Source organism: Limnobacter sp. CACIAM 66H1 (assembly GCF_001601825.1).
Lineage (GTDB): Bacteria > Pseudomonadota > Gammaproteobacteria > Burkholderiales > Burkholderiaceae_B > Limnobacter.
The window spans coordinates 1-11,450 of record NZ_LUJK01000025.1 but is presented as its reverse complement, the minus strand read 5'-3'; the positions used below and the strand labels follow the sequence as shown (position 1 = coordinate 11,450).

10 protein-coding genes are annotated in these 11,450 nt (G+C 53.3%); 6 read left to right on the top strand and 4 right to left on the bottom strand.

What is annotated here, in order from left to right; translation table 11 throughout:
* Window positions 1-28 precede the first annotated feature (28 nt).
* Window positions 29-619, bottom strand: coding sequence for a hypothetical protein (locus A0129_RS08820; protein ID WP_291714288.1), 591 nt, complete (start codon window positions 617-619; stop codon window positions 29-31).
* 362 nt (window positions 620-981) lie between these two features.
* On the opposite strand from A0129_RS08820, the gene A0129_RS08815 reads away from it, so the two are divergent.
* The 3 genes from A0129_RS08815 to A0129_RS08805 all read left to right on the top strand — a co-directional run bounded on the left by A0129_RS08815 (window position 982) and on the right by A0129_RS08805 (window position 4,939).
* Entirely contained in the window at window positions 982-2,856 is a 1,875-nt protein-coding gene (locus tag A0129_RS08815; protein WP_291714286.1) for a DEAD/DEAH box helicase, read from the top strand.
* Window positions 2,857-2,981: 125 nt separating this feature from the next.
* Entirely contained in the window at window positions 2,982-4,376 is a 1,395-nt protein-coding gene (locus A0129_RS08810; RefSeq protein WP_291714283.1) for a chloride channel protein, read from the top strand.
* Window positions 4,377-4,387: 11 nt separating this feature from the next.
* On the top strand, window positions 4,388-4,939 hold the full coding sequence (locus A0129_RS08805) for a hypothetical protein (protein WP_291714281.1): 552 nt from the start codon (window positions 4,388-4,390) through the stop codon (window positions 4,937-4,939).
* On the opposite strand, the gene A0129_RS08800 is transcribed toward A0129_RS08805, so the two are convergent.
* Both A0129_RS08800 and A0129_RS08795 read right to left on the bottom strand, forming a co-directional pair.
* Window positions 4,918-5,586, bottom strand: coding sequence for a response regulator (locus A0129_RS08800; protein ID WP_291714279.1), 669 nt, complete (start codon window positions 5,584-5,586; stop codon window positions 4,918-4,920). The two genes, A0129_RS08805 and A0129_RS08800, sit on opposite strands and share 22 nt — an antisense overlap.
* Window positions 5,573-7,564, bottom strand: coding sequence for a PAS domain-containing sensor histidine kinase (locus A0129_RS08795; protein WP_291714277.1), 1,992 nt, complete (start codon window positions 7,562-7,564; stop codon window positions 5,573-5,575). Before A0129_RS08795 ends, A0129_RS08800 begins: the two co-directional genes overlap by 14 nt.
* A 113-nt stretch (window positions 7,565-7,677) precedes the next feature.
* On the opposite strand from A0129_RS08795, the gene A0129_RS08790 reads away from it, so the two are divergent.
* Window positions 7,678-8,697 carry a TRAP transporter substrate-binding protein gene (locus A0129_RS08790; RefSeq protein WP_291714274.1) on the top strand — a complete coding sequence of 340 codons (1,020 nt, stop codon included), beginning with the start codon at window positions 7,678-7,680 and terminating at the stop codon, window positions 8,695-8,697.
* A gap of 10 nt (window positions 8,698-8,707) precedes the next feature.
* Here A0129_RS08790 and A0129_RS08785 read toward each other — a convergent pair whose 3' ends face one another.
* Complete coding sequence (locus A0129_RS08785) at window positions 8,708-9,565, bottom strand: peroxiredoxin (RefSeq protein WP_291714273.1); 858 nt, start codon at window positions 9,563-9,565, stop codon at window positions 8,708-8,710.
* Window positions 9,566-9,769: 204 nt separating this feature from the next.
* Between A0129_RS08785 and A0129_RS08780 the strand changes: the two genes are divergently transcribed.
* Both A0129_RS08780 and groL read left to right on the top strand, forming a co-directional pair.
* A complete protein-coding gene (locus A0129_RS08780) occupies window positions 9,770-10,060 on the top strand; it encodes a co-chaperone GroES (RefSeq protein WP_291714271.1) in 291 nt (96 codons plus the stop codon).
* 43 nt (window positions 10,061-10,103) lie between these two features.
* Window positions 10,104-11,450 (top strand): chaperonin GroEL (gene groL / locus A0129_RS08775; protein ID WP_291714269.1); only part of this gene is annotated, 1,347 nt, incomplete at its 3' end.

Here is an 11,450-nt window from a genome sequence, read left to right as displayed (position 1 = left end):
GCCACCTTGTGACAGGCAGTCACTGTCCTCAGGTGTGTTTCTTCGGGTCCTTTTTGCGCTCCCATGGCCTCGACGGCGAATCTGCCGCAGGTGCCTCTTGAACGGGAGCCTCTTCCGCACTTACCGCGGGGGTAGCCACAGTGGCATCGGCCCTGCCCACAGGGGCGGGCGGAGCCACAGTGGCGTCTGCTGCAGCCGGATCATCAACGCCCTTGGGCAACCAGCGTTGCCGCCCCTGCGCCAGCGGCACTGCCTCGTCAGGCTTACCTACGGGCGCAGAACCAGGATCAGCCGGTGTGGCCAGCAGATCAGGCGAGCCAACTGAGGTATTTTCCTGCTTGAACGCTGAATTCCGAATCTCGGGTTTCACGACCTCGATTTCATTGGCCAACATGTAGTCATTCATGTCGCGCCAACCCTCGAATACGCCAGACTGATGTGTATTGGGGTTCAAGGTAAAGCAATCCTCCAGTGCGCGGCCCGAATGCCTGCATGCCGCGCCCACCGCCTTGCTGTCTTCCATGGACAATTTGCCTGTCAGGCCCGGGATCTGCGACAGATCGCATGAACTCAGCATGGTCGCAGCGCCTGCCACCATCAATATTTTCAGTTTTCTCATAATCCAGTCCTGATTGACTACCTCTACAGGTAATAACGTCCGGATCCCGGAAAAATTGATAGGCATTTGCGGGGATGTTGGTGTTTTTCTTCTAATTGTGGTTTTACCCACAATCTTTTCTTGTGCATTGCACCCAAACCCAGTAGACTTCGCTCCAGATTGCAAATCAACGGGTCGTTAACACGATTTTCACCATTGGACCGCGTTGGGTTGCCTTTGTTGGCACAAGCTTTAAAAGCTGTGCTTTGCCCATCGCCGCCAGTTCTCTTGCGACCATCCGGAACAATATAGTTCCCAGCCGCGTCGTCTTATTTCTGTTCGTCGATGAATTTTTAAGTCCACATCGAATTGGAACTTTTATTATGTCTATGTCATTTGATGACATGGGTCTTGCCGCGCCTTTGCTGCAAGCCCTGAATGCCCTGAATATCACCGCCCCTACTCCCGTACAAGCTGAAGTGGTACCACTCGGCAAAGAAGGCGGCGACCTGATGGTTTCCAGCCAAACCGGTAGCGGTAAAACTTTCGGTTTTCTGCTGCCCGTTATGCACCGCATGATGAGCGGTGAACAAAGCCCAATGGAAATGCTGGCAGGACCGGAATGCCTGGTGCTTTGCCCCACCCGCGAATTGGCCCAACAGGTTAGTCAAGACGCGATCAACCTCGTAAAATTCACCAAGGGCGTTCGTGTAGCCACCGTTGTGGGCGGCATGCCCTACGGCAAACAAATGGCCAGCCTGCGCGGTGCCCGTATCGTTGTGGGCACACCTGGTCGCTTGCTCGATTTGGCCCAGCAAGGCAAATTAAACCTGAGCACCGTGACCACCCTGATCGTCGACGAGGCAGACCGCATGCTTGACCTGGGCTTCTCCGAAGATCTGGAAGCCATCGACCAGCTGTGTGGCAACCGTATTCAAACACTGATGTTTTCCGCCACCTTTGCCAAACGCATCATCGGTTTGGCTGAAAACATCATGAACAACCCCAAGCGCATTGAAATGGCGGCTCAGAACGAAGCCAACACTGACATCGCCCAGAAACTGATGTGGGCTGACAACCGTGGCCACAAGCGCAAGTTGCTGAACCACTGGCTGGAGCACCCAGACATGGTTCAAGCCGTTGTATTTACAAGCACACAAATTGATGCTGAAAACCTGGCCCGCGATTTGGCTGACGAAGGCGTTCGTGCCTGCGCCCTGCACGGTGGCATGCCACAAGTCGTGCGCAACCGCCGTTTGGCCAGTGTTCGCAAAGGCGACATCAAGGTATTGGTTGCAACTGACGTTGCTGCCCGTGGCCTGGATGTACCTGCAATTTCTCACGTGATTAATTACGGCATGCCCATGAAGTCGGAAGATTACGTGCACCGAATTGGCCGTACCGGTCGTGCCGGACGCACTGGCGTGGCGGTTACTTTGGCTGAAGCCTGCGACATCATCAGTGTTCGCGGCATTGAGCGTTTCATCAATTCACGTATCCCGGAAGAACAGGTAGAGGGCTTGGAGCCTCGCGGCAACTTCACACAGGCACCACGCGGCGGCAAGCCAAGCGGTGGCCGTGGTCGCTCAGGCGGAGGCGGTTATGCTGGCAACGGCAGTGGTCGCTCTGAAGGTCGCAGCTTTGGCGGTGGCGAGCGCAAATCGTACGGTGACAAGCCCTCTTACGGTGACCGTAAGCCCTTCGAAGCACGCGAGGAACGCAGCTTCGGAGAGCGTAAATCATACGGCGACAAACCTGCCTTTGGTGAGCGCAAGTCGTTCGGTGATCGCAAGCCTTATGAGGCCCGCGAGGAGCGCAGCTTTGGCGATCGCAAGCCTTTTGTCCAAGGTGAAGAGCGTAGCTTCGGCGATCGCAAACCCTTCGGTGACCGCAAGCCCTACGGCGACAAGCCCTCATTTGGCGATCGCAAGCCTTTTGGCGAACGCAAATCCTTTGGTGACAAGCCTTCATTCGGCGATCGCAAGCCCTTCGGTGAGCGTAAGTCGTTTGGCGACAAACCTTCCTTTGGTGACCGCAAGCCTTCCGGCTTTTCCGGCAATTCCGATGCACCCAAAAAGTGGAATCGTGACGCAGAGCGCCCAAGCTTCCCACGCTCGGAAGAACGTGCTCGCCCCGCCTTCCGCGCAGAGGGTGCGCCTTCTGGCCCTAAGCGTGAACACGCCTCTGGCGCACGCAAGGAAAACGCGGCACGCAACATGGGTGACCGTGGTGGCTTCAGCCGTCGCCGCGCTGGCTAAACAAGCAGCGTAAAAGCAGCAAGGGGGAAACCCCAAGAAAAACCCTCAGCCGAAAGCCTGAGGGTTTTTTGTTTTTATGCGACAATTTGAAGCTTGTTGACCCACCAAGCAGGAAACCTCCCACCGTGCGGCCGAATTCCAAAAGCAACTGGCTGGCGCAAAGCGCTCGACTTTCTCGATTCATGGCAGACCGAGGCATGATTGTCTCCGTCATCTATGCCTTTTCATTACTGGTTGGCTTACTCGCGGTAGGTTTTGCGTGGATGTCTGACTTCGCGGGCGAGTGGAACAAAGAACTGTTTGCCGAGCACATGTGGATCGCACTGCTGCTGCCACCCATTGTGTTTCCGATAGCGCTGTGGCTGGTCAACACCATTTTCTGGGGTTCTGGTGGCAGTGGTATTCCGCAGGCCATCAAGGTGACCAAACACCCAAAGCCTCGCCTGATAGAGCGCCTGTTGGGACCAAGGGCCTTTTTGGGCAAACTGCTAATCACTCCGTTTGTGATTGCAGCAGGTGCAGCCGCCGGACGCGAAGGCCCCACCGTTCAGATTGGTGCTGCGCTCATGGCGTATGCCGGCCGTTTCCCCAACATCGCCAAACTCTTTGATACCCGCTCTCTGATTATTGCCGGCGGAGCAGCTGGGGTGGCCGCGGCTTTCAATACGCCCCTGGGTGGCCTTATGTTTGCGTTCGAAGAATTGGGGCGCCGAAAAACCATGCGACATACCTCGGCACTACTCATGGCAATTGTGCTGGCTGGTTTGGTTGCATTGATTCTGCAAGGGAACTACTCATACTTTGGCTATTCCAATGCCACGATTGACTGGGGGCAAGAATGGCTGATCATCTTTTCTCTGGCCATTCTCACCGGAATAGTGGGTGGTCTTTACGGAAGAAGCATGTTGATTCTGGTGTCCAGCACCAGTTTTCTGGGTGGTTTGCGTAGTCGTTATCCTTACAGGTTTGCAGCCGGATGTGGAGTTGTGCTGTCTTTGATGGCGCTTGTATTTGGTGCCGAGGTGTTTGGCGCAGGTTACGAAGAAACCAAAGCTGCGCTGCAAGACAGTGAGGAACTCTCCCCTATGTTTTGGCTCACAAAAATGGCTGCCACTGTGGTTTCCTTCGCCAGTGGCATTCCCGGTGGCGTATTTTCACCCACACTGTCTATTGGCGCCGGCTTTGGTCACTTTTTTGCAGGCCTGACCAACAGCGAAACTGCGCCATTGATGCTGCTGGCCATGGTGGGCGTGCTCTCTGCTGTCACCCACTGCCCGATTACCGCTTTCGTCATTGTGCTGGAAATGGTCGACAACCATGATTTGGTCATGCCGCTGATTTTTGTATCCGCCATTTCCACACAAGTCAGTAAACGAATTTTGCCAGCGTCCATTTATCATCTGCTTGCCAACCAAATCAAGGTCAGTTTTGCGCAGGCAGAAACAGTGCCCGTGCCTGCACAAGAGCCAAGCCCTGAGGTGAAATCGGCAGATGGCAGTAAGATTGAAGAAAAAAGATGAGCACCGATTAAATGAGTAAGTGCCGTTCTGGAAAGATTGCTGGCCTGTTTGCGGTTGCCGCGCTTTGTTTGATCAAACCCGCGCAGGCGATTGAAAGCGTGATTCAACGATTAAGCAATCCAGACATGCACTGCGGTTACCAACCTACATTCGACCTGTTCAATGGTGTGGTCAACGCGCTGTCGGAATCTCAGAGCACTGCGGCTTCCTTAACACTTCGCCGGGAGGACAGACGGCTTGAATTGTTGATTCATTTCAAGCCAGGGCAAAGCGAGATCCCATCAAACTGCCTACCCAAACTTGAAGTGTTGAATGAAGCTGCCAAGGCAGGAAAGTCTGGTCCGATTTTGATCCGGTCAAGCACCCAAACAGAAGGCAGCGCCGAGTTGGATCTCGCAGTGGCCAGCCAAAGGCTGGATGCGATACAACATTATTTCAGGGACAATCGGCTGGCACGCAAGGCCTTTGTGCTGGAGTTGCACCCGGACACCTCGAGTCCGCTGTTTGGTGATGCAGTTCGACTACCCAATATGGTGGAAATTTATTCCAGTCCCGCCAATTGATCAAAACCAAGTCGGTCGCTGAGGCGACTCAGCAAAGTGGCCAATTCAGCAGCTGAGCGCACCTTGAGTTTGTCAAAAACATTGGCGCGGTGCACTTCAACTGTACGCATGGAAATGTCCAGCTCAGAGGCAATCACCTTGTTCAGCTTACCCTTGGCCACCAGGAACATCACTTCTCTCTCACGTGGCGACAGGCGATCAATTCGCTCGGACCATTGTTTCAATACTTCCAGATTAACCAGATACTCGCCTGATTTTTGAAGTGCCTGTTTCACCCGTTCAATCAAACGCTGATCAGTAGTGGGTTTCTCGTAAAAATCGAATGCACCATTTTTAACAGCTTCAACAGCCGTGGATATATCGCCATGCCCGGTCAGAAAAATGACAGGCAAACGTTCCAGGCTGTAACCACCTCGTTTGAGCCATTCAAACACCTCAAGGCCCGACATGTCAGGCATGCGCAAGTCGAGCAACAGGCAAAGTTCGGCATCACTGCCGACATATTCATCTAACCTGGACTTGAAGCTTTCGAAATTTGCAAAACCCTCCATGGGAAGATCCACGGTCTCGAACATCCACTTCATGCCCTCGCGCAAATCGTCGTCATCATCGAGCAGCAACACCTGTACTTTTTTAGTTGGCTCCAACTGACTGCTCTCCTTCCATGGATTCTTTGACTGCCATCGGCAAGTCCATTGTAAAACACGTGCCACCAGTAGGCACAGCCTCGGCTTTCAATCGACCACCGTGCGATTCAGCCACAGAGCGGCATAGGCTTAACCCCAGCCCCAACCCATCGGGTTTGGTCGACACGAGGGCCTCAAACATTTTCTCAGTATTGTTCAAGCTCAAGCCGGGGCCATCATCGCGTACTGAAAATTCAAAGGAGTTCTCCAGCTGACGCGCGCGTATCCACACATTGCGAATTCGTTGCGAGGCCGTGAATGCCTCGGACGCATTTTTAACCAGGTTCACCAGGGCCTGCTCCACCATGATTCGGTCGATATACAACACAAAATCGGGTGTACCAATGTCAAAATGCAAACGAACCTGATGGAGCATGGCCGTTGAATTCACCATGAACTGAATAGAATCGATCAAGTCAGCCACGCGCACGTTTTCACGAGTCGGCTTGCGTTTGCGTACCAGGTTTTGAACGGACCCCACCACACGGCCGGCGCGCTGAGCCTGATCGCGCAATTTTTCAAACAGCTGACCATACATCTCGAGACTGGAACCGCGCTGGCTTAAGTTCATGCCGGCCTGCGCATAAGAGACCATCGTGGCGAGTGGCTGATTCAATTCATGTGCAATATTGGAGGCCACCTCACCCACCAGGGCAAATCGAGAGGCTGCTTGCAATTTTTCGCGTTGCTCGGCAATCAGGGATTCCGAACGTTTGCGATCGGTGATGTCGATGACCGAGCTCATCCATCCAGTGTGAACGCCCCGGCCATCTTTCAGTGGCGCTTCCACAATCAGTACGTCAATCAACTTGCCATTCTTGTGCTGATAAATTGTTTCGAACCCCTCGGGTGGGGCGTTGCCTGAAATGACATCTGCCACCAATCTTTTGTATTCCTCTGTGCTCTTACTGGGCCAATAAGGCAAAGGTTGTGGAATACCGATGAGTTCCTCGGGTTTGTAACCCACCATATTGCAAAATGCCGGGTTCACATAACGAATAAAACCCTGCAAGTCCCAAACGCGCAGGCCCACGGCCATCGAGTCTTGCATGGACTGACGAAACAACTTTTCCTCTTCCAGGCGCGCTTCAATCTCCAGACGACGGCGGGAGTCTCGCCACAACATAATGAAACTTAACAACAGCAACAGTAGCAAAAAAGCCAACGCGCCGGTAATGCCATAGTTAAACAATCGGGGGCCTTCTTGAATGCTGTTGACCCTGAGTTGAAATTGAAGCCCGCCGAGTTCCAGCGAGGTGGTGTGCATGTACACGCCAGCACCTGGGCTGGCTTTGACCAGACGCGACAATGTTGCGCCGCTGGCGTCAAGAAGTTCCACTTGATTGTCTTGAGCAAACCACCATGGCAGTTCTTTTTCAAGCATCAAATCAAGGTCGATCAAACCCGCGGTGACAGCCTCGCCTCGTTGGGCCACGCTGACATTCGCCACATAATTCCGTCCCTGAAACAGAAAAGGTCCAACCAAGCCGTCCAGGCGGGATTCGTAACGTTGATTGACCGGTGCCGAGATCAATTGACGAACCGCCTCAAGGTCATATTCATCGAAATTGTCTTCCAGGTTCACGATCGGGGTCAGTTCCGGTCCACGAAATACCGCTACCAGTTCTCCAGAACTACGGCTGAGCTGGTTCAAACTTGCGGCCAGCCGTGCCGATGGATAAATGAGTGAATCATTGGTCAGTGCCTGAAGCGAATTGATCAGACCGCCCACCTGAAACTGAATGTTCTGGCGAGCCCACAGCGCATCGGCAATCAGTTTTGCCTGATTTTGGTCACGTTCATCTTGCTGGGCGTAGTAAACTGCCGCCACCAGCAAGGCCATTAAAAGTGAAAATACAAGCACAGGCATGCCAAATCTCATGGCTTGGCGGCGCTTGATCTTTTTTAAATTGGGCTCATAAGAGGCGAACACTTGCATGGCTGGATAGTGCCATGAAATGGCAAAAAGATTTCAGAGGATGTGGAAACCCACAATGGTGGGGACGGTCCTACTCTGGAATTTTCAATGAACACCTACAAACAAGCCGCAACATGAAATATTTGTCAGCACTCGGACTTTTGCTTGGACTTCATAGCGCTGCCCTGGCACCAGCCAGTGCTGCGCCACCGATTCTGATCAAGTTCAGCCATGTCGTCGACGAAAACACGCCAAAAGGTATTGCAGCACTTGAATTCAAAAAACTGGTCGAGGAACGGACGCGTGGGCGTGTGAAAGTGGAGGTCTACCCCAACTCGACCTTGTACAAAGACCGGGAAGAACTCGAAGCGCTTCAATTGGGGGCCGTCCAAATGCTGGCCCCGTCACTGGCCAAGTTCGGCCAACTGGGTATGCGTGATTTCGAGGTGTTCGACCTCCCCTATATTTTTCCGAATCGCCAGGTGCTAAAAACCGTGACTCAAGGTGAAATCGGCAAGCAGCTTCTTGCACAACTTGAAGACCGTGGAATACTCGGACTGGCCTACTGGGACAATGGCTTCAAAGTGATGAGTGCCAACACGCCCCTTCGTCTGCCCGAGGACCTGAAAGGAAAGCGGATGCGAATTCAACCTTCACGTGTGCTAGAGGCTCAAATGGAAGCCTTGGGTGCCACTCCCATCCCTCTGGCATTCTCGGACGTGTACACCGCATTGGAGACCGGATTGGTTGATGGCACCGAGAACCCCCCTTCCAATTTATACTCCAAGAAGATGCATGAGGTTCAAAAGCACGTGGCAGTGACCAATCACGGTTATCTGGGCTATGCCGTTATCGTTAACCGGAAATTTTGGGGCAGTCTGCCAGCGGACATCCGCAGCACACTTGAAAAATGCATGGTTGATGCCACGCGCAAGAACGACGACGAGGCCGAAAAATTAAATGCACAGGCCTTGCAGAAAGTGAAGGCATCGAAGAATACGCAAGTAACGATGCTCAGCGCGAGCGAACTGGACGCGTGGCGCAAGGCGCTGGAACCGGTGCACAGGCGCATGGAAAGCCGCATCAGCAAGGAATTGATTGCAAGCATTCGAAAGGCTGCCGCTATTCAGGCCGCCACCGGCGTGGCACCCTGAGTTGATTCAATCAGCCTTCAGCACCGCCCAGTTTTTGGCGAGCCACTTCCAGAAACTGTTCCGGTTCCGGACGAACGCGGTAGTTTGAAGTTTGATCCGAATACACAATCCGCCCGTGTTTGTTGATGATCAACACCGTGGGCAGCACCGTGTCCTCTCCGTGTCCCATCCACTTCAGGCCAAACGGAACCCCGTGTTCATGAACCAATTTTAATTTTTTGCTGGCCCTGAAGTTGGTGTCTATGAAAAAATTCATGGGTACCTTGAACCGCGCAGCGAGTTCTTTGGTTTTGGTTTCCGGCTGCGGACTGATCAAAGCCACTTTGACGCCAAGGCGGTCAAGATCGATGTAGCGCGCCGCCACCTCTCCAATTTGTGTCATGCACAGAGGGCACCAATTGCCCCTATAAAAAATCAACAACCACGCAGCCCCTTTGAACTGCTCACTGGAAAACGATCCCCCATCCACGGTCGTGAGTTCGAAGACAGGCAATTTCTCACCTTCATTCAACATGGCATTGCTGCGTTCACCCAGATTGGAGTACCAAAAAATGTAGGCAATGCTGCCGAAAAAGATCAGATTGCCGATGATCAGGGGCAAGGGATCCGCTTCCATGCCTGGATCAGTCAGCACCAAGGCGATACCGGTCAGGTTGGCAGCCATCAGCAGGTGAAGATTGCGCGATGTTCGGGCACGTCTTCGCATGAACATCCACACGAACAGGTAAAAATTGGGAAGGGCCAAAACAAACACACCTATCCAGCCTGGTCCCAAAGGAGTGTGCCAACTGAGGGTGGCCACGTGCAACAGACTCAGGTTGATCAAGACTAAAAACAGGACAATAAAAACCGACTTTGCTTTGTTCATTCTGTGGGGTGCTGAATTGAATCGACCCCTAGTGTAAACAAAAGTGACTGACGCCCTGCTTGCAGAGAACTTTTTTTCACCCTGCCCCTTGAAATACCAGTCCCCCACCCCTATTATTAGCACTCGATGACGGCGAGTGCTAACAAAGCATCCGTCAGTTTCTCTAAGCGATTATTTTTAAAGATAAATTTAGGAGTGGTATCCATGAACATTCGTCCGTTGCATGATCGCGTGATCGTGAAGCGCCTCGACAGCGAGCGCACAACAGCCTCTGGCATCGTGATCCCAGAAGCCGCCGCTGAGAAGCCCGATCAAGGTGAAGTGATTGCAGTTGGCCCAGGCAAGCGCGATGACAGTGGCAAGCTGATCGCCATGGATGTGAAGGTGGGCCAGCGCGTGTTGTTCGGCAAGTACGCCGGTCAATCCATCAAGGTGGATGGCAAGGAAGTGCTGGTTATGCGTGAAGAAGACATCATGGGCGTCATTGAAGCTTAACTGCAAAGCCCGATTACATAGAATTCAAGAGGAAGATTAAATCATGGCAGCTAAAGAAGTATTTTTCGGCGATGACGCACGCAGCCGCATGGTGCGTGGCGTAAACATTCTGGCCAACGCAGTGAAAGTCACCTTGGGCCCCAAAGGCCGCAACGTGGTTTTGGAGCGCTCATTTGGCGCCCCCACAGTGACCAAAGACGGTGTATCCGTGGCCAAGGAAATCGAACTGAAAGACAAGTTCGAGAACATGGGCGCACAAATGGTGAAGGAAGTGGCCTCCAAAACTTCCGACAACGCCGGTGACGGCACTACCACCGCCACTGTGCTGGCACAAGCCATCGTCAAGGAAGGCATGAAGTTCGTAGCCGCCGGCATGAATCCCATGGACCTGAAGCGCGGCATCGACAAGGCAGTTACTGCCGCGATTAGCGAACTTCGCGAACTGTCCAAGCCCTGCTCTACCACCAAGGCGATTGCTCAAGTTGGCTCGATTTCCGCCAACAGCGACGAATCCATCGGCAACATCATCGCCGAAGCCATGGAAAAAGTAGGCAAGGAAGGTGTTATCACTGTTGAAGACGGCAAGAGCCTGGACAACGAGCTGGATGTGGTCGAGGGTATGCAGTTCGACCGTGGTTACCTGAGCCCCTACTTCATTAACAATCAGGAAAAACAGGTTGTTGCACTGGACAACCCATTCGTACTGTTGCACGACAAGAAAATCAGCAACATCCGTGACCTGCTGCCTACACTGGAACAAGTGGCCAAGGCAGGTCGCCCATTGTTGATTATTGCCGAAGACATCGAAGGCGAAGCCTTGGCGACTTTGGTTGTGAACAACATCCGTGGCATTTTGAAAACTTGTGCGGTGAAAGCCCCAGGCTTCGGCGACCGTCGCAAAGCCATGTTGGAAGACATCGCGATTTTGACTGGCGGCGTGGTGATTGCTGAAGAAACCGGCATGAGCCTGGAAAGTGTGACCCTCGAGCATTTGGGTCAGGCCAAGCGCATTGAAGTGGGCAAAGAGAACACAACCATCATCGACGGTGCAGGCGATGGCGCAAACATTGAAGCCCGCGTCAAGCAAATCCGCGGTCAGATTGAAGAGTCCACCTCCGACTACGACCGTGAAAAGTTGCAGGAACGCGTCGCCAAGTTGGCTGGCGGTGTTGCAGTGATCAAGGTTGGTGCTGCCACCGAAGTAGAAATGAAGGAAAAGAAAGCTCGCGTTGAAGACGCGCTGCACGCCACTCGCGCTGCTGTGGAAGAAGGCATTGTGCCCGGCGGCGGCGTTGCGCTGCTTCGTGCTCGCGCCAAGATCGCCGGCTTGAAGGGCTCAAACCCCGATCAAGATGCAGGCATCAAGATTGTTCTGCGTGCCATGGAAGAA

Bases quoted from the DNA above. Each gene is read 5' to 3' on its own strand.
- A0129_RS08785 (WP_291714273.1), bottom strand. From the start codon at position 9,565: ATGAACAAAGCAAAGTCGGTTTTTATTGTCCTGTTTTTAGTCTTGATC.
- A0129_RS08820 (WP_291714288.1), bottom strand. From the start codon at position 619: ATGAGAAAACTGAAAATATTGATGGTGGCAGGCGCTGCGACCATGCTG.
- A0129_RS08795 (WP_291714277.1), bottom strand. From the start codon at position 7,564: ATGCAAGTGTTCGCCTCTTATGAGCCCAATTTAAAAAAGATCAAGCGC.
- A0129_RS08780 (WP_291714271.1), top strand. From the start codon at position 9,770: ATGAACATTCGTCCGTTGCATGATCGCGTGATCGTGAAGCGCCTCGAC.
- A0129_RS08815 (WP_291714286.1), top strand. From the start codon at position 982: ATGTCTATGTCATTTGATGACATGGGTCTTGCCGCGCCTTTGCTGCAA.
- A0129_RS08805 (WP_291714281.1), top strand. From the start codon at position 4,388: ATGAGTAAGTGCCGTTCTGGAAAGATTGCTGGCCTGTTTGCGGTTGCC.
- A0129_RS08790 (WP_291714274.1), top strand. From the start codon at position 7,678: ATGAAATATTTGTCAGCACTCGGACTTTTGCTTGGACTTCATAGCGCT.